At 61.1% G+C, this 22,892-nt stretch carries 20 protein-coding genes; 7 read left to right on the top strand and 13 right to left on the bottom strand.

Annotated features, from left to right (window positions below; genetic code table 11):
• Positions 1–55 precede the first annotated feature (55 nt).
• The 5 genes from lnt to miaB form a co-directional block, all read right to left on the bottom strand.
• Positions 56–1,579: an apolipoprotein N-acyltransferase gene (gene lnt / locus KGB24_RS00245; RefSeq protein WP_223414462.1), complete on the bottom strand. Its 1,524-nt coding sequence runs from the start codon at positions 1,577–1,579 to the stop codon at positions 56–58.
• An 8-nt stretch (positions 1,580–1,587) separates the two neighbouring features.
• Positions 1,588–2,427 carry an HlyC/CorC family transporter gene (locus KGB24_RS00240; protein ID WP_008035118.1) on the bottom strand — a complete coding sequence of 280 codons (840 nt, stop codon included), beginning with the start codon at positions 2,425–2,427 and terminating at the stop codon, positions 1,588–1,590.
• A gap of 5 nt (positions 2,428–2,432) precedes the next feature.
• Complete coding sequence (ybeY, locus tag KGB24_RS00235; protein ID WP_008035119.1) at positions 2,433–2,927, bottom strand: rRNA maturation RNase YbeY; 495 nt, start codon at positions 2,925–2,927, stop codon at positions 2,433–2,435.
• Positions 2,920–3,924, bottom strand: a complete 1,005-nt coding sequence (locus KGB24_RS00230) for a PhoH family protein (RefSeq protein ID WP_032829221.1) — start codon at positions 3,922–3,924, stop codon at positions 2,920–2,922. Before KGB24_RS00230 ends, ybeY begins: the two co-directional genes overlap by 8 nt.
• A gap of 193 nt (positions 3,925–4,117) precedes the next feature.
• Positions 4,118–5,446 carry a tRNA (N6-isopentenyl adenosine(37)-C2)-methylthiotransferase MiaB gene (miaB, locus tag KGB24_RS00225; RefSeq protein ID WP_032829224.1) on the bottom strand — a complete coding sequence of 443 codons (1,329 nt, stop codon included), beginning with the start codon at positions 5,444–5,446 and terminating at the stop codon, positions 4,118–4,120.
• Positions 5,447–5,581: 135 nt separating this feature from the next.
• Here miaB and KGB24_RS00220 point away from each other — a divergent pair, with 135 nt between their 5' ends.
• Entirely contained in the window at positions 5,582–5,911 is a 330-nt protein-coding gene (locus KGB24_RS00220) for a DUF1820 family protein (RefSeq protein ID WP_007894425.1), read from the top strand.
• Positions 5,912–6,050: 139 nt separating this feature from the next.
• Here KGB24_RS00220 and KGB24_RS00215 read toward each other — a convergent pair whose 3' ends face one another.
• The 4 genes from KGB24_RS00215 to KGB24_RS00200 all read right to left on the bottom strand — a co-directional run bounded on the left by KGB24_RS00215 (position 6,051) and on the right by KGB24_RS00200 (position 9,569).
• Positions 6,051–6,605, bottom strand: coding sequence for a tetratricopeptide repeat protein (locus KGB24_RS00215; RefSeq protein WP_008035122.1), 555 nt, complete (start codon positions 6,603–6,605; stop codon positions 6,051–6,053).
• Between the two features lie 225 nt (positions 6,606–6,830).
• Entirely contained in the window at positions 6,831–8,114 is a 1,284-nt protein-coding gene (hemL, locus tag KGB24_RS00210) for a glutamate-1-semialdehyde 2,1-aminomutase (protein WP_223414461.1), read from the bottom strand.
• A 15-nt stretch (positions 8,115–8,129) separates the two neighbouring features.
• The gene (thiE, locus tag KGB24_RS00205; RefSeq protein WP_008044565.1) at positions 8,130–8,753 is read right to left on the bottom strand and encodes a thiamine phosphate synthase; all 624 of its coding nucleotides are present in this window, start codon (positions 8,751–8,753) and stop codon (positions 8,130–8,132) included.
• An 18-nt stretch (positions 8,754–8,771) separates the two neighbouring features.
• Complete coding sequence (locus KGB24_RS00200; RefSeq protein WP_223414460.1) at positions 8,772–9,569, bottom strand: hydroxymethylpyrimidine/phosphomethylpyrimidine kinase; 798 nt, start codon at positions 9,567–9,569, stop codon at positions 8,772–8,774.
• A 314-nt stretch (positions 9,570–9,883) separates the two neighbouring features.
• On the opposite strand from KGB24_RS00200, the gene KGB24_RS00195 reads away from it, so the two are divergent.
• The 4 genes from KGB24_RS00195 (at position 9,884) to KGB24_RS00180 (ending at position 16,367) form a co-directional block, all read left to right on the top strand.
• Positions 9,884–12,268, top strand: coding sequence for a hybrid sensor histidine kinase/response regulator (locus KGB24_RS00195; protein ID WP_223414459.1), 2,385 nt, complete (start codon positions 9,884–9,886; stop codon positions 12,266–12,268).
• 73 nt (positions 12,269–12,341) lie between these two features.
• Positions 12,342–13,988 (top strand): acyl-CoA dehydrogenase family protein, encoded by a 1,647-nt coding sequence (locus KGB24_RS00190; RefSeq protein WP_223414458.1) that lies wholly within the window; start codon positions 12,342–12,344, stop codon positions 13,986–13,988.
• A 172-nt stretch (positions 13,989–14,160) separates the two neighbouring features.
• On the top strand, positions 14,161–15,660 hold the full coding sequence (amn, locus tag KGB24_RS00185) for an AMP nucleosidase (RefSeq protein ID WP_177318196.1): 1,500 nt from the start codon (positions 14,161–14,163) through the stop codon (positions 15,658–15,660).
• Positions 15,661–15,731: 71 nt separating this feature from the next.
• A complete protein-coding gene (locus KGB24_RS00180) occupies positions 15,732–16,367 on the top strand; it encodes a pseudouridine synthase (protein ID WP_008035145.1) in 636 nt (211 codons plus the stop codon).
• Here the strand turns inward: KGB24_RS00180 and KGB24_RS00175 are convergent.
• Both KGB24_RS00175 and KGB24_RS00170 read right to left on the bottom strand, forming a co-directional pair.
• Complete coding sequence (locus KGB24_RS00175; protein ID WP_007937369.1) at positions 16,362–16,571, bottom strand: DUF2788 domain-containing protein; 210 nt, start codon at positions 16,569–16,571, stop codon at positions 16,362–16,364. The two genes, KGB24_RS00180 and KGB24_RS00175, sit on opposite strands and share 6 nt — an antisense overlap.
• Positions 16,572–16,760: 189 nt before the next feature.
• Positions 16,761–17,240 carry an Lrp/AsnC family transcriptional regulator gene (locus KGB24_RS00170; RefSeq protein ID WP_007894448.1) on the bottom strand — a complete coding sequence of 160 codons (480 nt, stop codon included), beginning with the start codon at positions 17,238–17,240 and terminating at the stop codon, positions 16,761–16,763.
• A gap of 435 nt (positions 17,241–17,675) precedes the next feature.
• Between KGB24_RS00170 and KGB24_RS00165 the strand changes: the two genes are divergently transcribed.
• Positions 17,676–18,710 (top strand): DUF6515 family protein, encoded by a 1,035-nt coding sequence (locus KGB24_RS00165; protein WP_223414457.1) that lies wholly within the window; start codon positions 17,676–17,678, stop codon positions 18,708–18,710.
• On the opposite strand, the gene KGB24_RS00160 is transcribed toward KGB24_RS00165, so the two are convergent.
• Both KGB24_RS00160 and KGB24_RS00155 read right to left on the bottom strand, forming a co-directional pair.
• Positions 18,695–19,603, bottom strand: a complete 909-nt coding sequence (locus KGB24_RS00160) for a cation diffusion facilitator family transporter (RefSeq protein WP_223414456.1) — start codon at positions 19,601–19,603, stop codon at positions 18,695–18,697. The genes KGB24_RS00165 and KGB24_RS00160 overlap by 16 nt on opposite strands.
• A gap of 29 nt (positions 19,604–19,632) precedes the next feature.
• Complete coding sequence (locus KGB24_RS00155; RefSeq protein ID WP_008035153.1) at positions 19,633–20,052, bottom strand: hypothetical protein; 420 nt, start codon at positions 20,050–20,052, stop codon at positions 19,633–19,635.
• A 109-nt stretch (positions 20,053–20,161) separates the two neighbouring features.
• Between KGB24_RS00155 and hrpB the strand changes: the two genes are divergently transcribed.
• On the top strand, positions 20,162–22,678 hold the full coding sequence (gene hrpB, locus KGB24_RS00150; protein ID WP_223414454.1) for an ATP-dependent helicase HrpB: 2,517 nt from the start codon (positions 20,162–20,164) through the stop codon (positions 22,676–22,678).
• Positions 22,679–22,892: the final 214 nt, after the last annotated feature.

Below are 22,892 nucleotides of genomic sequence, written 5' to 3'. Positions count from 1 at the left end.
GCAAACACGCGTCATCGTTCACGTCCATCGCGAGCAAGCTCGCTCCTACAGAGATTCAGACGGTTTTGGCCATCCGGTTCGCGACTAGCGCCCAGCCGAACAACAGCACGCACACGATGATCAGCGGCCACGAACGCCATTCAAGATACGGCGTCAGGTTGTGCATTGGCACCACTTCGCCATACAGAATGCCGCGTTCGAACTGTGGGATCTGGACAGTGATCTGCCCAAACGGGTTGATCAGGCCGGTGACGCCGTTGTTGGTGGCGCGGATCATCCAGCGACCGGCCTCAAGCGCGCGCATCTGCGCCATCTGCAAGTGTTGCAGCGGGCCGATGGAGGTGCCAAACCAGGTGTCGTTGCTGATGGTCAGCAACAGATCGCTGCGAGCGGCAAGGCTGGCGGCGAATTCCGGATAAACCACCTCGTAACAGATGAACGGCGCAATCTGATAACCCTTGGCTTGCAGCATCGCCTGATCGGCGGGGCCGCGGGCAAAGTCCGACATCGGCAAATCGAAGAACGCGATCAGCCCACGCAGCACTTCCTGCAACGGTACGTACTCACCGAACGGCACCAGTTTCTGCTTGAGGTACGTGCCATCGCCTTCACCCACTACGGTAATGCCGTTGTAGAAGCGCTTCTGGTGGTGGACTTCTTCACGGATCGGTACGCCGGTAATCAGCGCGCTCTTACGTTCCGCGGCGAAGTTTCCCATCATGTTCAGGTAGCCCTGGGCGGACTCCTTGAGCACCGGGACGGCGGTTTCCGGCCAGATCAGCAGGTCGACCGGCTTGGAGCTGAAGCTCATGTCGCGGTACAGCGCCAGTTGTGCATTGAGCTGCGCCGGGTCCCACTTCATGCTTTGTTCGATATTGCCTTGAATCGCCGCGACGCTCAGCGGCTCGCCGGCCGGGGTGGTCCAGGCATGGCCCTTGAGTGCGATGCCGACGACCCAAGGGCCGAGCAACAGCAATACGCCGGCGGCGATGAAGGCTTTACGTCCCGCTTTCACCAGGCGCAAGGCGTTGTAGATCAGTGCGGCGGTCAGGGCCAGGGTGAAGGAAATCAGCCACATCCCGCCTACAGGCGCGAGCCCGGCCAACGGGCCGTCGAGCTGGCTGTAACCGGAGTAGAGCCACGGGAAACCGGTCAGGAACCAGCCACGAAACGCTTCCTGGCCGACCCACAACGCCGCAAACGCCAGGGCATCGGCCAGCGGCGCCTCGTTGCGTCGCAGCCAGCGCGCCCAGATCCAGGCGGGCAGAGCGAAAAACCAGGCAATCGCTGCGGTGAAGAGCAGCATCAGGAACCCGGCCAGCAGCACGGAAGCGCCACCGAAGTTGTGAATGCTGTAGTAGATCCAGCTGGTGCCCGCGCCAAACAGACCAAAACCGAAACACCAGCCACGGCCAAGGGCCTGACGTGGGTTCAGTTCGCGCAAACCGGCATAAAAGAACCCGACCGCCAGCAGTGCCAGCGGCCAGATATCGAACGGCGCCAGGGCCAGGGTGGTGAGTGCACCGGCCGCCACGGCCAGCAGGTTACCGGGCCAGCCGGGGCGGGTTACGCGGAGCATGTCAGTCCTTAACGGGCAATAGGTGTCAGGCGCAGCAAATGAATCCGACGGCTGTCGGCGTTCAGGATGCGGAAGCGGTAAGGGCCGATTTCAGTGATTTCGTTGCGTTTTGGCAAGTGCCCGAACGCGCTCATCACCAGGCCGCCAACGGTGTCGAATTCGTCGTCGGAGAACTCGCTGTCGAAGAATTCGTTGAAGTTCTCGATCGGCGTCAGGGCCTTGACCAGGAAATCACCGCTGGGCAGCGGCTTGATGTAGCTGTCTTCCTCGACGTCATGCTCGTCTTCGATGTCGCCGACGATCTGTTCCAGCACGTCTTCGATGGTCACCAGGCCCGCCACGCCGCCGTATTCGTCGATGACGATGGCCATGTGGTTGTGGTTGGCGCGGAACTCGCGCAGCAGCACGTTCAGGCGCTTGGACTCGGGCACGAAGGTGGCCGGGCGCAGCAGGTCCTTGATGTTGAAGCTGTCGCCGTTCTCCCTGAGGATCAACGGCAGCAAGTCCTTGGCCAGCAACACGCCCATCACGTCATCGTGGCTTTCGCCGATGACCGGGTAGCGGGAGTGGGCCGAGTCGACCACGGCGGGCAAAAACTCGCGGGGTGTCTGGGTCGCCTTGATGCTGATCATCTGCGAGCGCGGGACCATGATGTCCCGTACTTGCAGGTCTGCAACCTGGATGGCGCCTTCGACGATGGCCAGCGCTTCGCTGTCCAGCAACTTGTTTTGATGTGCATCGCGCAGGAGCTCCAGCAGCTCCTGACGGTTCTTCGGCTCGTGGGCAAAAGCCTGGGTGAGCTTACCCAGCCATGACTTCTGCCCGTTGCTCGATCGATCTTCGCTCATAGCGATTACTCTGAATCCTTTGTTGTAACGATAGGGGATGTTTCTGTTTCGTCGTCCGCGTACGGGTCGGGGTAGCCCAACTCAGCAAGCAACGTTCGTTCCAGTGCTTCCATTTCTTCGGCTTCGTCGTCATCTATATGGTCGTAACCCAGCAGATGCAAGCAGCCGTGAATGACCAGATGTGCCCAGTGGGCCTTGGGTTCCTTGCCTTGTTCGGCGGCTTCGCGCTCGACCACCGCCACGCAGATCACCAGATCGCCCAGCAGCGGGATGTCGAGAAACTCGTCAGGCACATCGGCAGGAAACGACAGCACGTTGGTGGCGTAGTCCTTTTGCCGCCAGGTGTGATTCAGCTCGCGACCTTCCGCTTCGTCGACCAGGCGAATGGTCATTTCGGAGTCGGCGGTGCGCTGGCGCAGGGCCAGTTCGCACCATTGGCGGAACTCGGCTTCACTTGGCGCAGATGCTTCGGTGGCCAGTTGCAGATCAAGCTCAAGCATCGCGGCGGCTGTCCTTTGGTGTTTCGTCTGCCCCGCGATTCTCGAAGCGCTCGTAGGCTTCGACGATCCGCTGCACCAGTGGATGGCGCACGACGTCCTTGGGCATGAAGTGGGTGAAACTGATACCCGGCACGTCTTTCAGCACTTCGATCACGTGGTGCAGCCCGGACTTGGTGCCTTTCGGCAGGTCGACCTGGGTGATGTCACCGGTGATAACCGCTGTGGAACCGAAGCCGATCCGGGTCAGGAACATCTTCATCTGCTCGACGGTGGTGTTCTGGCTTTCGTCGAGGATGATGAAGCTGTTGTTCAGCGTGCGACCGCGCATGTAGGCCAGCGGCGCGACTTCGATCACCTGGCGCTCGATCAGCTTGGCGACGTATTCGAAGCCGAGCATTTCGTAGAGTGCGTCGTAGAGCGGACGCAGGTACGGGTCGATTTTTTGCGACAGGTCGCCGGGCAGGAAGCCGAGTTTTTCGCCCGCTTCAACCGCCGGGCGCACCAGCAGGATGCGGCGGATTTGCTCGCGTTCCAGCGCATCTACCGCGCAGGCAACGGCCAGGTAGGTCTTGCCGGTACCGGCCGGACCGATGCCGAAGTTGATGTCGTTGCCGAGGATTTCCTTCACGTAGCGCAGCTGATTCAAGCCGCGAGGGCGAATCATGCCTTTCTTGGTGCGCAGGGCCACGGAGGGTTCGGACGGCGAAACGTTGTCCAGCTCTTCGACGGCCGATTCCTGCAGGAACAGGTGAACCATGTCCGGCGACAGCTCGGTACCCTTGGTTTCCCGGTACAGACGGCGCAGGAGATTTTCCGCGGAGGTGGTGTGTTTGGGATCGCCGATCAGCTCGAACTGATTTCCGCGGTTGCGGATTTCGATGGTCAGGCGTTGCTCGATCAAGCGCAGGTGCTCGTCGAACATCCCGCACAGATTGGCAAAGCGGCGAGCCTCAAAGGGCTCGAGGATAAAACGATGTGGTTCTATGGGTGCGTTCAAGGTCGTATTTAGCCGCCCTGGGGCAATTAAGATGAAATCAAGGATAACGCCAGTGAGGCGGGTGCGAAAGCTCTTAAATATCTCGACCTGACACACCTCGATTCTGTAGGAGCCGGCTTGCTGGCGATGAACGATAACGCGGTCTTGCTGATCTACCGCGGTGTTCCCATCGCCAGCAAGCCGGCTCCTACAGTTAGATAATCAGCGAGCCGCGCAGCGAGTGCGGCTGAGCGGCGTCGATATGCACGTCGGCAAACTGGCCTATCAGGGTTGGATTGTCGCAGCGGAAGTTGACGATCCGGTTATTCTCGGTCCGGCCCTGCAGCTCGCCGGGGTCTTTTTTCGAGTAATCGGTCACCAGGATCCGCTGGACCGAACCGACCATTTGTCGGCTGATCTCGAAACCTTGCTGGTTCAGGCGATGTTGCAAGGCGTTCAAGCGTTCTTTTTTCAGTTCTTCCGGCGTTTCGTCGGCCAGATCGGCGGCCGGCGTGCCTGGGCGCTGGCTATAGACGAACGAATAGGAGAAGTCGAAACCGACGTCTTCGATCAGCTTCATGGTCTGTTCGAAGTCTTTTTCGGTCTCGCCCGGGAAGCCGACGATGAAGTCCGAGCTGATGCAGATCCCTGGAACGGCGGCGCGCAGCTTGCGCAGTTTGGATTTGTATTCCAGCGCCGTGTGGTTGCGCTTCATCGCCGACAGAATGCGGTCCGAACCCGATTGCACCGGCAAGTGCAGGTGTTTCACCAGTTCCGGTACCTCGGCGTGGGCCTGGATCAGGCTGTCGGAGAACTCCAGCGGGTGGGAGGTGGTGTAACGAATCCGGTCGATGCCATCGACAGCGGCGACCACGCGGATCAGTTCGGCGAGGTCCGCCAGGCGACCATCGTGAGTGGTGCCGCGATAGCCGTTGACGTTCTGGCCCAGCAACGTCACTTCACGCACGCCGTTCTCGGCGAGGTGGATGATTTCGGCAATCACGTCATCGAACGGGCGGCTGACTTCTTCGCCGCGGGTGTAGGGCACCACGCAGAATGTGCAGTACTTGCTGCAACCTTCCATCACCGACACATAAGCGCTCGGGCCATCGATGCGCGGCTCTGGCAGGTGGTCGAATTTTTCGATTTCCGGGAACGAGACGTCGACTTGCGGCAGCTTGGTAGCGCGTGCGGCGTCGATCATTTCCGGCAAACGGTGCAGGGTTTGTGGGCCGAACACCACGTCGACGTACGGTGCGCGATCGCGGATGGCGGCGCCTTCCTGGCTGGCGACGCAACCGCCGACGGCGATCACCATCTCCGGGTTCGCCAGTTTCAGTTCACGCCAGCGGCCGAGCTGGGAATACACCCGGTCCTGGGCACGTTCGCGGATCGAGCAGGTGTTGAGGAGGATCACGTCGGCGTCTTCAGCGCGAGCAGTGACTTCCAGGGCCTGATGTTCACCCAGCAGATCAACCATGCGCGAGCTGTCGTACTCGTTCATCTGGCAACCGTGGGTTTCGATGTAAAGCTTCTTGGCCATGGATACAGTCATCACGTGATTCAAAGAACCGCGCATTATAGGGAACATGTCCCAAGGTTCCTACCGTTGCGCGTCCGGTGGCTATGCTATAGTTCGCGCCCTCATTTTTATCCCCCGATGTGTTGCTCGCCCACCATGACCAAACGTGAAGCTCCAATCTACAAGGTGATTTTCCTCAATCAGGGCCAGGTGTACGAAATGTACGCCAAGCAGATCTATCAAAGTGATCTGTGGGGCTTCCTGGAAGTGGAAGAGTTCGTCTTTGGCGAGCGCACGCAAGTGGTCGTCGACCCGAGCGAAGAGAAGCTCAAGGCTCAGTTCGAGGGCGTGGTGCGCAGTTTTGTGCCGATGCATTCGATCGTGCGCATCGACGAAGTCGAGCGTCTGGGCACCCCGAAAATCAGCGAAGCCCGTGGCGCGGTCGGCAATGTGATGCCGTTTCCGATGCCGATGCCTGAGAAGTAAGGCTCAAGACCGCGTTGCCCCCATCGCGAGCAGGCTCGCTCCCACAGTTAATCTCAAGTGTTCACAGATATTGTGTTCACTGAAGATCCAATGTGGGAGCGAGCCTGCTCGCGATGGGGCCAGTCAGAGCAACGCAGATTCAGGGAAGCGGCGAGAAAGGCGTGCGCCCATCGGCGCTCTGCAATTCCATCAGGTACTTGCGGAAGATCTGCCCAAGCACCTGAGTCGCCACTTCAAGTTCTTCACGCGGCATCTTCTCGGCGACTTCATCCGCCGTATCCAGCGCTTCTTCCGCACCATTGACCGCCGCCATTTTCAGCACGATGTACGCCTGAACGTTATTGGCCGGTACGCCTTCGCCGTGGAAGAACATGGTGCCGAGTTTGAATTGCGCCTGGGCATGGCCTTGCAGCGAGGCCTTTTCGAAGTAATCCAGGGCTTTTTTCAGATCGCGCGGGGTGTTTTTGCCGTCGTAGTAGAACTCACCCAACTCGTATTGCGCTTGCGCATCCCCTTCATCCGACGCTTTCTGACAGGCGGCGAGCGCCTGTGCCAGGTCTTGCGGCTGGGTATTGAGGGTGCAGCGACCCATCGCTGGGATTAACAACGAGTTGCCGCCTGCTTGTGCGAGCGCGAGCAGGGGCTGAAGGAGCAACAGGCAGCCCATTGCAAGGGCGCGGCCGGTGCGGTTCATGGGAATCGACTTACCTCTGAAGGGCGCGCGGACCCAACGAGGGGATCCAATAAGCGCGCATTATGAAATAAGCAGGGCCAACCTTACAAAGTCTTTACTCGTTTTTCTGCTGCACGGGGAATATATCGCCCACTTTACGGGGGATTATCGGCAGGTGAGTAGGAAAAGAGGCGGGAATGTAGGTGAAAGCTGACGCTGGCAATCGCCAACGTCAGCGGCACAACGTTATTTCAATGCAGCGAAGGCGCGCTCGGCGGCATCCAGGGTCAGTTTCAACTCGGCTTCGCCATGGGCGATCGAGGTGAAGCCGGCTTCGAATGCACTTGGTGCCAGGTACACGCCACCTTCGAGCATCAGGTGGAAGAAACGGCCGAACAGCTTCGCGTCGCTGGCCATCACGTCATCGAAGGTGACGATGTCGTCGGCGCCGCTGAAGTACAAGCCGAACATGCCACCGGCCTGGGTGGTCACGAACGGAATGCCGGCGGCGTCGGCGCGCTGTTGCAGGCCATCGAGCAGGCGGCTGGTGTAGTCGCTCAGTTCGGCGTGGAAGCCTGGGCGGCTGATCAGGCGCAAGGTCGTCAGACCTGCCGCCATTGCCAGCGGGTTACCCGACAAGGTGCCAGCCTGGTACACCGGGCCCAGTGGCGCGATGTGCGACATGATTGCGCGTTTGCCGCCGAAGCAGCCAACCGGCATGCCCCCACCGATGATCTTGCCGAACGTGGTCAGGTCTGGCGTAACGCCGTAATGCGCTTGAGCACCGCCGAGGGCAACGCGGAAACCGGTCATCACTTCGTCGAAAATCAGCACCACGCCGTGCTTGTCGCACAGGGTCCGCAGGCCTTCGAGGAAGCCCGGTGCCGGCGGTACGCAGTTCATGTTGCCGGCCACCGGCTCGACGATGATGCAGGCCACGTCCTGGCCCACTTCAGCGAGCATGGTTTCCACGGCATCGATGTCGTTGAACGGCAGGGTCAGGGTGTGTTTGGCGAAGGCCGCCGGTACACCGGCCGAGCTCGGCACGCCTTGGGTCAGGGCGCCGGAACCTGCTTTAACCAGCAGGCTGTCGGAGTGACCGTGGTAGCAGCCTTCGAACTTGATGATGCTGTCGCGACCGGTGAAACCACGGGCCAGGCGAATCGCACTCATGGTCGCTTCGGTGCCGGAGCTGACCATGCGCACCATTTCCATCGATGGCACGATCGAGCAGACCTGGTCGGCCATCTCGGTTTCCATCTCGGTCGGGGCGCCGTAGGACAAGCCGTGTTCCAGCTGCTTGCGCACCGCGTCCAGCACGTCCGGATGGCTGTGGCCGAGGATCATCGGCCCCCAGGAACCGACGTAATCCACATAACGCTTGTCGTCTTCGTCGGTGACGTAGGCGCCTTCAGCATGTTTGAAAAACAGGGGAGTGCCGCCAACGCTCTTGAACGCGCGAACAGGCGAATTCACGCCACCGGGAATGTGTTTCTGGGCATTGGCAAACAGCGTTTCGGAACGAGACATGATGGGGCTCTCAAATCAGATTTTTAGTAATTCGTTAAATGCGCGGGCGCGGCGGGTCACTTCAGCCGTGCTCTCGGCGCCAAACAGGCCGTGGACCACCGCCAGCAGATCGACCCCGTGGGCCACCAGCGGGGCGGCGTTTTCCAGGGTGATGCCGCCGATCGCGCAGATCGGCAGGTGCAATGTGCTGCGGGCCTGGTCGAGCAGTTCGAGGCTGCAAGTCGGTGCGCCGGGTTTGGTACTGGAATTGAAGAAGCGGCCGAAGGCGACATAACTGGCGCCTTCTTTGGCTGCTTGTTCGGCGAGTTCGAGTTGCGCGTGACAGGTCGAACCGATGATCGCCTGGCGACCGAGCAACGCACGGGCCGGGGTCAGCGGGCCGTCGGTCTGGCCCAGGTGCACGCCGACGTTCAGGCGTGCGGCCAGTTCGGCATCGTCATTGATGATCAGATGGGTCTTGTAGCGTTCGCACAGATCGCGCAGGGCTTCAGCTTCACGCAGACGGCGGGCCTCGTCGCTGCTCTTGTCGCGGTATTGCAGCAGGGTGACGCCGCCTTCCAGCGCCGCCTCCACGTACGAAAGAAATTTACCGGCCAGTAACTGGCTGTCGGTAATGGCGTACAGGCCACGTAGTTTCATCGGGCAAGCCTCATGGCGTTACGAACAGAAATCCAGTGGCAGGCGGCGCGGCACGAACTGGCCTTTGCCCAACTGCTCGGCATCGCGCAGGGTGCGCCACGTGTAGTTAAGCGCGCTCTGCACGGCTCTGACGAGGTTTTCACCCTGGGCCAGACGACCGGCGAGGGCGCTCGCCAATGTGCAACCCGAACCGTGGTAACTGCCGGGCAAGCGCTGGCAGGTATAGGTTTCGCGCAGACCGTCGCGGCTGTACAGGCGATTGTGTATTTCGTGTTCATCACCGTGGCCGCCGGTGATCAGCAGGTGTTTGACGAACGGCAGGAGTTTTTCAGCGCACTCGTCGGCGGTGCCTTCTGGCAGTTCAGCGAGGATGCGGGCTTCGGGAAGGTTAGGGGTGGCGATGATGGCCAGGGGCAGCAGGCGTTCGCGCATGGCGTAGCCGACTTCGTCCTTGCCCAGTCGTCCGCCACCGCCGGCGCGCAGCACCGGGTCGCAGACCATCGGCAAATGCGGGTGCGCCTGAAGCAGTTCGACGACGGTGTCGACCATTTCCAGGGAACCGAGCATGCCCAGCTTGACGGCGGCGACTTCGGAGTCGTTGAGCACGGCGTTGGCCTGAGCCAGCACCCACTCACGGTCGAGGACGCGGAAATCCGTGACGTTGACCGTGTCTTGCACGGTCAGGGCGGTGACGGCCGGAGCCGCATGACATCCCTGGGCAAGCAGGGCTTCGATATCTGCCTGCAAGCCGGCGCCACCACTTGGGTCGTGGCCGGAGAGACAGAGGACAACGGGGCGAGAGCTGTAGATATTCATGGTGCGCGAGCTTACCACCAAACATCGATTTTCGGGTGCAGTGCCCGCCAGGTCTGCCGATAGAGAGTCATGGGCTGGCAATGCAGCCCTCCGGGATTGTCATAATCTGACCGAGCAAACAGCAATGGCTCGATATGCTTCGCTGGAACGCCCGTGCTAGAGCCTTTACGATAAAAATTTCAATGGTGTTCAATGGCCATCAACGGCTATGCTAGAGTGGATCCAAACCAATAACAGGTAATGCCGGTTTTACGTCTACTCAAAAGGAATGAGGGGCTTCCTGAGATAACCGGACAGGCCACGCTGGGGCTTAAATGCGCTATTTGCTGATGTTGCTGTTTTGCTTGCCCCTCATGGCAAGCGCAGTCGAGTTCGATGAGTTCACTCAAAGCCTGCCCTTGGGCCGAACCCTGCAAGTGTTCGAAGACGCCGATGGTCAGGCGAGCATTGCCGATATCCGCGCGCAAGCCGCTGCCGGACACTTCAAACCCCATGACAAGGCCACGCTCAACGCCGGTTACTCGCGTTCGGTGTTCTGGCTGAAAATCGACCTGCATTACCGCCCGACCAATCCCTCTGCACAACGGACGTGGTTGCTGGAACTGGCCTATCCGCCCCTCGATCACCTTGATCTGTATTTGCCTGATGCCGGCGGTGGCTATCAATTGGCCCGTCAGACCGGCGACGCCTTGCCGTTCAGCAGCCGCGAGATTCGCCAGAACAACTACCTTTTCGATCTGAACTTCACGCCCGACCAAACGCAAACCGTGTACTTGCGCCTGCAAAGCGAAGGGTCGATCCAGGCGCCGGTCACGTTGTGGTCGAGCACCGCGTTTCTCGAAGAACAGCCGGTGCGGCTTTATGTGTTGGGCATGATTTACGGCGTATTGCTGGGGATGCTGGTCTACAACCTGTTCATCTACCTCAGCGTGCGCGACACCAGCTACCTCTATTACATCTTTTATATTGCCTCGTTCGGCCTGTATCAGCTGTCGGTGAATGGCGCGGCCGTAGAGTATTTCTGGCCAGACAACCCGTGGTGGGCCAACGCCGCGACGCCGTTCTTCATCGGTTGCGCAGGGCTGTTCGGCAGCCAGTTCGCCCGCAGCTTCCTGCAAACGGCGACCCTCAGCCGCTGGCTCGATCGCTTGCTGCTGGCGTTGATTGCGTTCAGTGCGGTAGTCGTCGGGTTGTCATTGATGACCAGTTACGCCCTGGCCCTGCGCCTGGCGACGACGCTGGCCCTGTCGTTCACCGTGGTGATTTTCGCCGCAGGGTTTTTCGCCTGGTGGCGCGGCTTGCGGGTGGCGCGCTATTTCATCATCGCCTGGTCGGCGTTTTTGCTCGGCGGCATCATCAATACGATGATGGTGCTGGGTTACCTGCCGAACGTATTCCTGACCATGTATTCCAGCCAGATCGGTTCGGCGATTGAAGTGGCGCTGCTGTCCCTGGCCCTGGCCGACCGCATCAACGCCATGCGCGAGCAACAGGCGCAAACCTTGTTTGATGCCGGCCAGAAGCTTGAAGTGCTCAACCAGCAACTGGCGCACAGTAACAAGCTAAAGGATGAATTCCTCGCCACGTTGACCCACGAATTGCGCACCCCCATGAACGGTGTGATCGGTTCCCTGGAATTGATGCAAACCGTCGAGATGGACCCGGAGCTGGAGCAATACCAGCAAACGGCCGCCGGTTCTGCGCGCGACATGATGCGCATGGTCAACGGCATTCTTACCCTGACCGAATTGCAGGCCGGCAAGCTCAAGGCTTCGGCGTCCACCTTCAGTTTGCGCAGCGTGGTAGATACCTTGCGCGTGCAGTTCGAAGGCAACGCGTCGGGCAAGTCGCTGGACTTCAAGGTCGAGGTGACACCGGGCCTGCCGGACCGTTTGTACGGCGATAACGTCAAGTTGGCGCAATGCCTGGAATGCCTGCTGGATAACGCGATCAAGTTCACGCGAGTGGGCGGGGTGGCGCTGCGGGTCTCGGGTAAAAACGTGGAGCCCGGCAAGCTGGCATTGTCCTTTGCGGTGATCGACACCGGCATCGGTTTCACTGATCTGGGCGAGGCGACGCTGTATCAGCGGTTCTTCCAGCTCGACGGCTCGATGACCCGTGAATATGGCGGCCTCGGTGTCGGCTTGGCGATCTGTCGACAACTGGTCGACCTGCTCGGCGGGAACCTGACTCACCGCTCCGAACCTGGTCGCGGCAGCCGCTTTCAGCTTGACGTCGAGTTTGAATTGCCGGTGGTCGAGCGCGTGACAACGCCATTGATGATCCGCGAATTCCCGCGTCTGCGCCTGCCTCAGGACTGCACGGTGCTGCTGGTGGACGACAACAGCATCAATCAATTGGTGATGCGCGGCATGTTGCTCAAGCTCGGGTTTCGGGTCCGTACGGCGGACAACGGGGCGACCGCGCTGGAAGTCCTGCAGCGTGAAACCTTTGACGCCGTACTCCTCGATTGTCAGCTACCGCCCCTCGACGGGGAGTCTGTCTGCTGCCAGATCCGGGACTTGCCGGGGTGTGCCGAGTTGCCGGTGTTCATGATTGCCTTGAGCGCTGATCGGGAGCGCTGCCCAACCGGTGCACTGATCGATTACCTGAGCAAACCGGTGAAATTCGAAGATTTGCAGGCCGCGTTGTATCGACGCGTGCTTTGTCCAAAACAAGGCGAAAGCGCCGACAGTTAGGCGGATATGCCACTTTGTTCGGCCTCGAGGCAGTGCTTAACTGAACTCCTTGGCTGACCAAAGGAGCCCCGTCATGAACCTGCATCAGTTCGCCGAAACCCACGAAGTCACCAACCAGCCGCCGTCGCTGGACGGCGCCAACCTGTATCGCATCGACCTGCCTTTGCAGGAGTGGTCGCGGCGTTTCGGGGCCGGTTGGGCCGAGTCGCGGATCGACGCATACGGCGCGCTGGCCGGCGGGCCGCTGATGGAAGCGGGGTTCCTGGCCAACCAGAACAAACCGGTGTTCAGCAGCCACGACCGCTACGGTCACCGCATCGATCTGGTGGAATTTCATCCGGCGTATCACGAGCTGATGCGCATGGCAATCGAGCACGGGTTGACCTCGCTGCCTTGGGCGCATCCACAGGACGGCGCCCATGTCGCCCGCGCCTCCATGACCTACCTGCACAGCCAGGCCGAAGCCGGCAGCGGTTGCCCGCTGACCATGACCTTCGCCAGTGTGCCGGCGATGCGCTTGCAACCCGATCTCGCCCGGCAGTGGCTGCCGAAAATCCTCGCCACCGAATACGACCCGCGCAATGTCGGCATGGCCCATAAGGCTGGTGTCACCATTGGCATGGCAATGACTGAGAAACAGGGCGGCACCGATGTGCGGGCCAACACCACCAAGGCGTATCCGGTGGGTGCCAGCGGACCGGGCCAGGCTTACGAACTGGTGGGCCACAAATGGTTCTGTTCTGCGCCGATGTGCGATGCCTTCCTCACGCTGGCGCAGACCGACAAAGGATTGACCTGCTTCCTGTTGCCACGCCATCGCCCCGACGACACACGCAATCAGTTCTACATCCAGCGCCTGAAAAACAAACTCGGCAATTGCTCCAACGCCTCCAGCGAAGTCGAGTTTCGCGGTGCACTGGCGTGGATGGTCGGTGAAGAGGGGCGCGGCGTTCCGACCATTATCGAAATGGTTGCCATGACCCGCTTCGATTGCATGGTCGGTTCCAGCGCCTTGATGCGTCAGGCGCTGAGCCAGGCCAGTCATCACTGCGCCCATCGCAGCGTCGGCGGCAAGCTGCTCAGCGAACAACCGTTGATGCAGAACGTCCTCGCCGATCTGGCCCTGGAGAGCGAAGCGGCGTTGGCGTTGAGCCTGCGAATGGGCAAGGCGCTGGATCATCTGGATGACGGGCACGAAGCGAAATTCGCCCGCCTGGTGACCGCAGTGGGCAAGTACTGGATCTGCAAACGCGCACCCGCGATGATCAACGAAGCCGCCGAATGCATGGGCGGTGCCGGGTATGTCGAAGACAGCATCCTGCCGCGCTTGTACCGCGAGGCACCGGTCAATTCGACGTGGGAAGGCTCCGGCAACGTGCAATGCCTGGATGTGTTGCGGGCGCTGTCGAAAGAGCCGGGCGTGCTGGATGTGTTGTTCAGCGAGTTGGGCGATGGTCACGGCGACAAGCGGCTGGCCGCGCACATCAGCCAGTTGCAGGCGGCGTTCAAGGACACCGGCGATATTCAGTATCGTGCGCGACAGCTCACCGAAGACATCGCGTTGGGGCTGCAAGCCAAACTGTTGCTGGAGGCCGGTAACTCGGCGGTCAGCGATGCGTTCATCGCCAGCCGCCTTGGCTCCGCCGGTCGGGTATACGGTGCGTTGCCGCGTGGGCTGGATGTCCAAGCGATCGTCGCCCGCTCGACCCCGCTCGTGTAACCGACACCGGTCTACTGTGGGAGTGAGCCTGCTCGCGATATCGGTCTGTCAGCCACATCAATGTCGAATGTGCCTACGCTATCGCGAGCAGGCTCGCTCCCACATTGGATCTGCTGTGGACTTGGCATTTGTGTAGCCACCGCTGTTCCCGTGAAGCGACGATGCAGGCAAGATGAAGGCCTGCAAGTCAGAACACAGGATGCTGATCGTGACCGAAGCTTTTATTATCGTTCAAACCGCCGAGCAAGCCGTGGACCGGCTTGCTCACTTGCACAATCGCGCAACCACCGCACTGAGCCAGGCGCTCAAGCGTTACCTCAAGGATCGAGTTGAACCGGACGCCGAACAGCGTGCGATGTTTCGTTATCCTGAACTGCGTCTGACCTACCACTGCCAGGGCGAAGTCCCGCAAACCACCCGCGCCTACGCCAAGGTGCAGCTGCCGGGGACCTACAGCGTCACCGTCACCCATCCGGCGGCTTTCCGTAAATACTTGCTGGAACAGCTCGTGCCGTTGATGCACGACTTCACCGTGACCGTGGAAGTCGGCATCAGCCAGCAGAACATTCCTTATCCGTATGTGGTCGAGCAGGGCGATGAACTGGCTGGTTCCGGCGTGACCGCGGCCGTGCTGGCGCGGGTGTTCCCGAGTACCGATCTGTCCGCCGCCACCGATGGCATCGCGGACGGTTTGTACGATTGGGAAAACACCGATCCGCTGCCGCTGGCCCTGTTCGACGCCGCGCGGGTGGATTTCTCCCTGCGCCGCCTCGTGCACTACACCGGCAGCGACTGGCGCCATGTGCAGCCGTGGATTCTGCTGACCAACTACCACCGCTACGTTGACCAGTTCATTGTTCATGGTCTTGAGCAGTTGCGCAGCGATCCGCGTTTCGTGCGCATGGTGCTGCCGGGCAACGTGATCATCGAAAAGAGCATGGATCACGGCGAAGCGTCGGCGATTGCGGCCGGCGTGGTCTGGCATCGCTATCAAATGCCGGCCTATCACCTGATCGCCAGCGACGGTCACGGCGTGACCCTGGTGAACATCGGCGTCGGCCCGTCCAACGCCAAGAACATCACCGACCATTTGGCGGTACTGCGTCCGCATTGCTGGCTGATGATCGGTCACTGCGGCGGTCTGCGTCAGTCGCAGACCATTGGCGATTACGTGCTGGCTCACGCCTACATGCGTCGCGACGGGATTCTCGACCGGGTCGTGCCGCCGAACATTCCGATTCCGGCCCTGGCCGAAGTGCAGATGGCGTTGCAGCAAGCGGCGGCCAACATTACTGGCGAAAAGGGCGACGAGCTGAAGAAACGCCTGCGCACCGGCACCGTGCTGACTTACGACGACCGTAACTGGGAATTGCGCTGGGCCCAGGAGCGTCCGCTGATCAACCTGTCCCGCGCCGTGGCGGTGGACATGGAAAGCGGCACCATCGCCGCGCAAGGTTATCGCTTGCGGGTGCCGTACGGCACATTGCTTTGCGTCTCGGACAAACCGCTGCACAGCGAAATCAAGCTGCCGGGTTCGGCCAACGCCTTTTATGAGCGCGCGGTCAGCCAGCACTTGAAGATCGGTATCGAGGCGGTGGACTTGTTGCGCACCGAACTCAACTCGTTGCACTCGCGCAAACTGCGCAGCTTCGACGAGCCGCCGTTCCGGTAATAGTTGTCATGGTCATTTGGCGGTCAGGGCACTAGCATTAGCAGCCCTGACCGTTAGATGTTCTCTTCGCCATGTCCCGTCCCCAACGTCCCGTGTCCCGCCGCCCTGGCGCGAACACCCCGTCATCAGCCCCGCGCCGTGTCGCCAAAGCGCCGCCGGCCGAGCCGAAGCTGATCCTGTTCAACAAACCATTCGATGTGCTGACGCAATTCAGCGACGGCGAAGGGCGGGCGACGCTCAAGGATTTCATCGAGATTCCCGGGATTTACCCGGCAGGTCGTCTGGATCGCGACAGCGAAGGGTTGCTGTTGCTGACCAACGACGGCCAGCTCCAGGCGCGGATTGCCGACCCCAAGCACAAACTGGCCAAGACGTATTGGGTGCAAGTGGAGGGCGAGCCGAGTGCCGAGCAGTTACAGCGTTTGCGTGATGGCGTCGAGCTGAATGACGGCATGACCTTGCCCGCGCAAGCGCGGCAACTGGATGAGCCGCAACTGTGGCCGCGAAACCCGCCGGTGCGCTTTCGCAAAAGCGTGCCGACCAGTTGGCTGGAACTGGTGATTCGCGAGGGGCGTAACCGTCAGGTCCGGCGCATGACCGCCGCGGTCGGCTTGCCGACGTTGCGGCTGGTGCGGGTCAGGATCGGCGACTGGTCGATCGAAGGGCTCGATCAGGGCCAGTGGAAAGAAGTGCCGGCGCGCTTATAACGTGCCGGATTCGATCAGGCCGATTACCACGCTTTTGATCACGAACGCGGCCACGCCCAGGCCGAGCACGAAGAACAGGATGAACGAGCCAAAGCGCCCGGCCTTGGATTTTTTTGCCAGATCCCAGACGATGAAACCCATGAAAATGATCAGAATGCTGACCAGTCCGGTCATCATCCACTCTTCGAATACTGCAGGATCCATCGGACATCTCCAGCGGGGGCGGGGCTAAAAGGCGCTGGAGTATACGGCATGGGGGATTGGTGCGGCATTGACCTGCGGCAGCGTGTCGCAGCTATTCGTCACTTGTTCCGGCCTCTTCGCGGGCAAGCCTCGCTCCTACAAGGGCTCGCGCAAAACCTGTAGGAGCGAGGCTTGCCCGCGAAGGCGTCGTCAGCTACGCAGATGAGTCAGCGGCAGTTCGGTGCTGTTGAGCACCTGATTCAACACAAAACTCGACCGCACACTCGTCACCCCTTCAATCCTTGTCAGGTGCCCCAGCAGCAATTTCTGATAGTGATCCATGTCCGGCACCACCACCTTGAGCTGATAGTCCGCATCCATCCCCGTCACCAGGCTGCATTCAAGCACTTGCGGCAAGGTGCGAATCGCCGCTTCGAAGTTCTCGAATCGCTCCGGTGTATGCCGGTCCATGCCGATCAGCACGTAAGCCGTCAGGCTCAGGCCAAGCATTTTGCGATCCAGCAGGGCCACCTGGCGGGTGATGTAGCCGTCGTCTTCCAGTTGCTTGACCCGGCGCGAGCACGGTGAAGGTGACAGGCCGATGCGTTCGGCCAGCTCCTGGTTGGAGATGCGCGCGTCGCGCTGCAATTCCGCCAAAATGCTCAGGTCGTATCGGTCGAGTTTGCTCATCAATCAGGCCTTTGTCATATCGATTGCGGCAGATTATCTATCCAAGGTTAAAAATTGCGCAAGTCATGTTTATTTGAGCAATCTTCGCAATCCTCTGCCGGCGCCCCAGGCCTATTCTTATCACCAGAATCACTGCTCGGACAAACAGTCCACAGCGGCTCGCCCAATCAGGCCAGTCGCGGCCGCCACCCCCACCGGGGATGTGCCGGCCCCCGAGCTACACACTGTCCAGAAGACGGCGTGAGGTGAGCCGACGTCATAAGCGTCGAGCACGGACGAAGTTCTCAAAGGGAGGCCGACGGGTCTCCCTTTTCTTTTGCCCGCAATTTTTCACCCGCCCTCAATAAATAAGTTGCGCGACTGATAACCTGTTGCAGAACCGGCCTGTGCTTTCCCAGTCTTACGTACAGGCCCTAACCCGCAGTGAGGAAAAGCATGAAGTCGCGCATCTGGCGTTTGGCCGGTGTTGGTTTGCTGTGTGTCAGTGTCACTGCGCAATCGCTGGCCGATGAGCCGCAGAACCGGGGGCCCGACAATGGACAACGCGGTGACGGTCATCAGGGCAACAATCAGGGCCATGGTGGCAATAATCAGCCGCGCCCGCAAAACAACGACATCATTCGTGGCGACAACAGTCGTCAGTTCGAGAACAACGGCCAGTCGCGCAATGGCGGGCAGTGGCAAAACAATCAGCCGCGAGACAACCCGCCGCGCGACTTCAACAGTCCCGTCCGGCCACCACCGCCGCCGCCACAATTGCCGGCCAACGACTTGCCGATCCAGGGCCGGCCCGACACCGTGCGCCAGACCCAGCAGCCGCAACGTGGTTACTATCAGGACATCCCGCGAAACAATGGTTACAACCAGCAATGGCAGACCGGCGGGCCGGGTTCACGTCCCGACGATCATCATTGGGCCGGTCGTCCGAATGGCCACGGTAACGGCTGGGGGCCAGGCCCGCAGTACCGTCCCGGGCATGTGATCGACCGCTTCCCGGACCGCGACTACCGCGTGCCGTATCGTGGGCAGGATTATTTCTTCTCCGGCGGCTACTGGTATCGCCCGCTCGGCCCGCGTTATGTCGTGGTGCAGCCGCCGCGCGGGATTCGCGTCAGCTATCTGCCTGATTACGCCCGTGAAGTGTGGATCGGCGGCGCGCTGTTGTTCCTGGCGGCGGGCTCGTATTACGCCTATCAGGAAAGCACTCAGGATTACGTGGTGGTCGAGCCGCCCGTGCAACCGCAACCGCAACCGACCGGCAATGGCTATGACGTGGTGGCGTATCCCGCCAACGGGCAGTCGCCGCAGCAGGTCAATCAGGACGGCTACGAGTGTTATCAATACGCGGTGCAGCAGAGTGGCTTCGATCCGCGCACGGCCACCTACCAGCCGGATCCGTCGGTGGTGCAAGCCTACCGCCAGGCCCAGGGCAACTGCCTGGGCAGTCGCGGGTATCAGGTGAGTTTCTGATTTGCCCTGGCGGCCTTCACCACTTCCTGCGGGTCGGCGTGCACCAGCACCTCTGCTCGCGGGTACGCCGCGTGAATTGCATCGGCCGCCTGATCGCTGATGCCGTGAGCGACTGACAGGGTCAGCTCCCCCGGCAATTCCAGGTGCAATTGCACGAACCACTGGTTGCCGGACACCCGTGTGCGCAGGTCATGCGCGCCCAGCACCCCCGGTACGCTACAGGCCAGTTCGAGCATGTGTTGGCTGACGTCTGGCGGCAGCTCCTCGTCCATCAGCACCGTAAAACTTTCCCGGGCGATTTGAATGGCGCTCCAGAAGATGTAAGCGGCGATCCCCAATCCAAACCACGCGTCCATCTGATGCCAGCCAAACCCGGCCAGCACCAGCGCAACCAGAATGCTGCCATTGAGCAGCAAGTCCGAACGGTAATGCAGGGAATCGGCACGCACCGCGTTGGAGCCGGTTGCCTTGACGACCCGATGCTGCAACATCAGCAGGACCAACGTCAGCGCCAGGGAAAACACGATCACGCCGATGCTGATCCACGGCGCACCCACCGGTTCCGGATGCTTGAGCCGATCAAACGCCTGCAACGCAATCAGCACCGCACTGCCGCCAATGAACAACGCCTGCGCCATGCCCGCCAGCGATTCGGCCTTGCCGTGCCCGTAACGGTGATCTTCATCGGCGGGGCGCAAGGCGTAATGCACTGCCAGCAGGTTGAGCAGCGAGGCGATACCGTCCAGGGCCGAGTCGGTCAACCCGGCGAGCATGCTCACCGAACCGCTCAACCACCACGCGATGGCTTTGGCGACGATCAACGTGCACGCCACCGCCACCGAGGCACGGGTCGCCAGCCGCAGCAGGCGGGCGTGTTCGGAGCTGGAAATCATAAGTGCGGCTATTCCTTTATGTGCACGGATTACGCGGCAGGTTGCAGGCCGAGCAAGGCCAGTTGCTGAGTGCTGCCCTTGTGTTGAATCAAACGTGGGTCGTCCAGCGGGAAGCTGCGGCCCAGTTCGGTTTCAAGAATAGTCTGCAATTTGTGGGTATCGACCTTGCCGTCGGCACCGATCGCTTCCTTGAGTTTTTCCGGCGCCACCTGTGCGGTCTCGCCCGGTGCGTAGTAGATCGCGCCGGTGGCGAAGTCCACGGCAAACGCGATCAGGCCGGGGATGATGTAGAACAGCAGGCCCACGGCATCCAGCGCGGCGATGGCCGGGTCGATCTTGCCTTCGATCTGCCCGCGGCGATCAGGGTAGAAGATCGATCCGCAAGCGGTTACCTGGGTCAGCAAGGTGGCAACCAATACACCGCCAATCAGGCGAAAGGGAACACGCATATGAAATCTCCTGGGTAATTTCAAAACGAAAGGGCGTCTCTATGAATTAGGACCCTGATAAACGCCGAGCAGTTCGCCGTTATACTCGGCCCTCTGTTTGGGAGCCAGCATGATTTCTTTGCCGATTGATGAAGTTTTACCCGCCCTGCGTGAAGCCTTGGCGACACGCCACGAAGCCGTGCTCGAAGCACCGCCCGGCGCCGGTAAAACCACCCGTGTTCCATTGGCCCTGCTTAACGAGCCGTGGCTGGCCGGGCAGACCATTCTGATGCTTGAACCGCGTCGGTTGGCTGCACGTGCGGCGGCTGAGCGCTTGGCCAGTGAGCTGGGCGAGAAGGTCGGTGAAACCGTCGGCTATCGCATTCGGCTGGACAGCAAAGTCGGGCCCAGGACGCGGATTGAAGTGGTCACCGAAGGCATCCTCACCCGGCGCTTGCAGGATGATCCGGCGCTGGAAGGCGTGGGCTTGCTGATCTTCGACGAATTTCATGAGCGCAGCCTTGATGCCGATCTGGCCTTGGCCCTCAGCCTGAATGGCCGAGAACTGTTCCGCGATGATCAGCCGCTGAAGATTCTTTTGATGTCGGCCACCCTTGAAGGCGAACGCCTGGCCGGGTTGCTCGATGACGCGCCGATCCTGCGCAGTGAAGGGCGCATGTACCCGGTGGCGATGCGCTGGGGCCGACCGTTCCAGCCCGGTGAATTCATCGAGCCGCGCCTGGTGCAAACCATCCTCGAAGCCTTGAACGATGAAACCGGCAGCCTTTTGGTGTTCCTGCCGGGACAAGCGGAAATCCGCCGGGTGCATCAACAACTGGCCGATGCGTTGGGCGAAAACACACAGGTGTTGCTCTGCCCGTTGCACGGTGAACTGGACCTCGCCGCGCAACGTGCCGCGATTGATCCAGCGCCGGCGGGCAAACGCAAAGTGGTGCTGGCGACCAACATCGCCGAGACCAGCCTGACCATCGACGGCGTACGTGTGGTGATCGATGCCGGGTTGGCGCGGGTGCCGCGTTTCGATCCGGGCAGCGGCATGACCCGCCTCGACACGCAGCGCATCTCCCGCGCCAGCGCCACGCAACGTGCGGGGCGGGCAGGGCGGCTGGAGCCAGGCGTGTGTTATCGCTTGTGGTCGCAGGATCAACACGAGCAACTGGCGGCGTATGCCAGTGCGGAAATTCTCTCGGCGGACCTTGCCGGTCTGGCGTTGCAACTCGGTCGCTGGGGCGTGACACCGACGCAACTGGTGTGGCTCGACGTGCCGCCCGCCGCCGCGTATGCCCAGGCTCAGGACTTGCTTGATCGCCTCGGCGCACTGGATGGCGAAGCGCTGACCCGCCACGGTCAGGCCATGGCCGAACTGCCGGCGCATCCGCGCATCGCCCATTTGCTACTGCGCGGTCAGGCGCTGGGCTTGGCGGACATGGCGTGCGATGTCGCGGCGTTGCTCGGCGAGCGGGATATCTTGCGCGGTGCCGGCGCGGATCTGCACAGTCGACTGGTGCTGTTGTCCGGCGAAGAGCGTGCTGCACGCGGCGCTCAGGGCGGTGTTCAGCGAGCGCGGCAACTGGCGCGTCAATACCGTGGTTATCTGCGTGGCAAGGCGTCGGAACCGGTCAGCGATCCGGAGCACCCGCGCTGGCTCGGCGCCTTGCTGGCGCTGGCCTATCCCGACCGTGTGGCGCAGCAACGTCGAGCGGGTGGCGCGGAATATCGCCTGGCCAACGGTCGTGCTGCGTTGTTCGCCGAAGCCGACAGCTTGATGAAACAACCGTGGCTGGTAATCGCCGATCTCGGCAGTCGTCAGGGGCAGCGCGAGGAACGGATTTATCTGGCGGCGGATTTCGATCCGGCGTTGTTCGATTCGGTGCTCGCCGAACAGGTGCGGGTGGTCGATCAGCTGGATTGGGACGAGCGTGAAGGCGTGTTGCGCGCCGAGCGTCAGCGCAAGGTTGGCGAGTTGATCCTCAGCCGTGAACCGTTGACCGGGCTCGATGAAACCGCGCGCAGTCAGGCGCTGGTGAATCTGGTGCGGCGCAAGGGGCTGGAGTTGTTGCCGTGGACGCCGGAGTTGCGTCAGTGGCAGGCGCGGGTGGCGTTGTTGCGGCAGTTGGACCTTGTCGGCAAGGGCGAGAGCGAGTGGCCGGATGTCAGCGATGCTGCGCTGCTCAAAAGCCTCGAACACTGGTTGATGCCGTATCTGGGGAAGGTTTCGCGGCTCAGTCATTTTGCCAATCTGGATCTCTCAAGCATTGTTCATAACCTATTGCCGTGGCCGCTGCCGCAACGGCTCGATGAGCTGGCGCCGCATCATTTGAGCGTGCCTTCAGGGTCGTCGATTCGTCTGGATTACAGCGAGCAGCCGCCGATTCTGGCGGTGCGGTTGCAGGAGTTGTTCGGCCTGGCCGAAACCCCGCGCATTGCCGGTGGCCGGCAGGTGGTCAAACTGCATTTGCTGTCCCCGGCGCGGCGGCCGGTGCAGGTGACGCAGGATCTGGCGAACTTCTGGCGCAGCACGTACGCCGAGGTGAAAAAGGATCTGAAGGGGCGGTATCCGAAGCATTACTGGCCGGATGATCCGTTGGTGGCCGAAGCGACCGCACGAATCAAACCCCGGAAGTGAGGTGCCCCCCACTGTAGGAGCCGGCTTGCTGGCGATAGCGGTGGGTCAGTTATAGATTTATTGGCTGGACGGACGCCATCGCCAGCAAGCCGGCTCCTACAGGTTTGCGTTTGCCTTGATCCCTCAAACATCCACGCACCTTGTAGGAGCCGGCTTGCCGGCGATGGGGCCGCTGGATTTTGCATCGGTCTTTCGGACGCCATCGCCGGCAAGC

Origin of the sequence: Pseudomonas sp. BF-RE-25 (assembly GCF_019956105.1) — a bacterium.
GTDB classification, from domain to species: Bacteria; Pseudomonadota; Gammaproteobacteria; order Pseudomonadales; family Pseudomonadaceae; genus Aquipseudomonas; species Aquipseudomonas migulae.
This window is presented reverse-complemented; position numbering and strand designations above follow the sequence as displayed.

Bases quoted from the DNA above. Each gene is read 5' to 3' on its own strand.
- lnt (WP_223414462.1), bottom strand. From the start codon at position 1,579: ATGCTCCGCGTAACCCGCCCCGGCTGGCCCGGTAACCTGCTGGCCGTG.
- KGB24_RS00240 (WP_008035118.1), bottom strand. From the start codon at position 2,427: ATGAGCGAAGATCGATCGAGCAACGGGCAGAAGTCATGGCTGGGTAAG.
- ybeY (WP_008035119.1), bottom strand. From the start codon at position 2,927: ATGCTTGAGCTTGATCTGCAACTGGCCACCGAAGCATCTGCGCCAAGT.
- miaB (WP_032829224.1), bottom strand. From the start codon at position 5,446: ATGGCCAAGAAGCTTTACATCGAAACCCACGGTTGCCAGATGAACGAG.
- KGB24_RS00220 (WP_007894425.1), top strand. From the start codon at position 5,582: ATGACCAAACGTGAAGCTCCAATCTACAAGGTGATTTTCCTCAATCAG.
- KGB24_RS00215 (WP_008035122.1), bottom strand. From the start codon at position 6,605: ATGAACCGCACCGGCCGCGCCCTTGCAATGGGCTGCCTGTTGCTCCTT.
- hemL (WP_223414461.1), bottom strand. From the start codon at position 8,114: ATGTCTCGTTCCGAAACGCTGTTTGCCAATGCCCAGAAACACATTCCC.
- thiE (WP_008044565.1), bottom strand. From the start codon at position 8,753: ATGAAACTACGTGGCCTGTACGCCATTACCGACAGCCAGTTACTGGCC.
- KGB24_RS00200 (WP_223414460.1), bottom strand. From the start codon at position 9,569: ATGAATATCTACAGCTCTCGCCCCGTTGTCCTCTGTCTCTCCGGCCAC.
- KGB24_RS00195 (WP_223414459.1), top strand. From the start codon at position 9,884: ATGCGCTATTTGCTGATGTTGCTGTTTTGCTTGCCCCTCATGGCAAGC.
- KGB24_RS00190 (WP_223414458.1), top strand. From the start codon at position 12,342: ATGAACCTGCATCAGTTCGCCGAAACCCACGAAGTCACCAACCAGCCG.
- amn (WP_177318196.1), top strand. From the start codon at position 14,161: ATGAAGGCCTGCAAGTCAGAACACAGGATGCTGATCGTGACCGAAGCT.
- KGB24_RS00180 (WP_008035145.1), top strand. From the start codon at position 15,732: ATGTCCCGTCCCCAACGTCCCGTGTCCCGCCGCCCTGGCGCGAACACC.
- KGB24_RS00175 (WP_007937369.1), bottom strand. From the start codon at position 16,571: ATGGATCCTGCAGTATTCGAAGAGTGGATGATGACCGGACTGGTCAGC.
- KGB24_RS00170 (WP_007894448.1), bottom strand. From the start codon at position 17,240: ATGAGCAAACTCGACCGATACGACCTGAGCATTTTGGCGGAATTGCAG.
- KGB24_RS00165 (WP_223414457.1), top strand. From the start codon at position 17,676: ATGAAGTCGCGCATCTGGCGTTTGGCCGGTGTTGGTTTGCTGTGTGTC.
- KGB24_RS00160 (WP_223414456.1), bottom strand. From the start codon at position 19,603: ATGATTTCCAGCTCCGAACACGCCCGCCTGCTGCGGCTGGCGACCCGT.
- KGB24_RS00155 (WP_008035153.1), bottom strand. From the start codon at position 20,052: ATGCGTGTTCCCTTTCGCCTGATTGGCGGTGTATTGGTTGCCACCTTG.
- hrpB (WP_223414454.1), top strand. From the start codon at position 20,162: ATGATTTCTTTGCCGATTGATGAAGTTTTACCCGCCCTGCGTGAAGCC.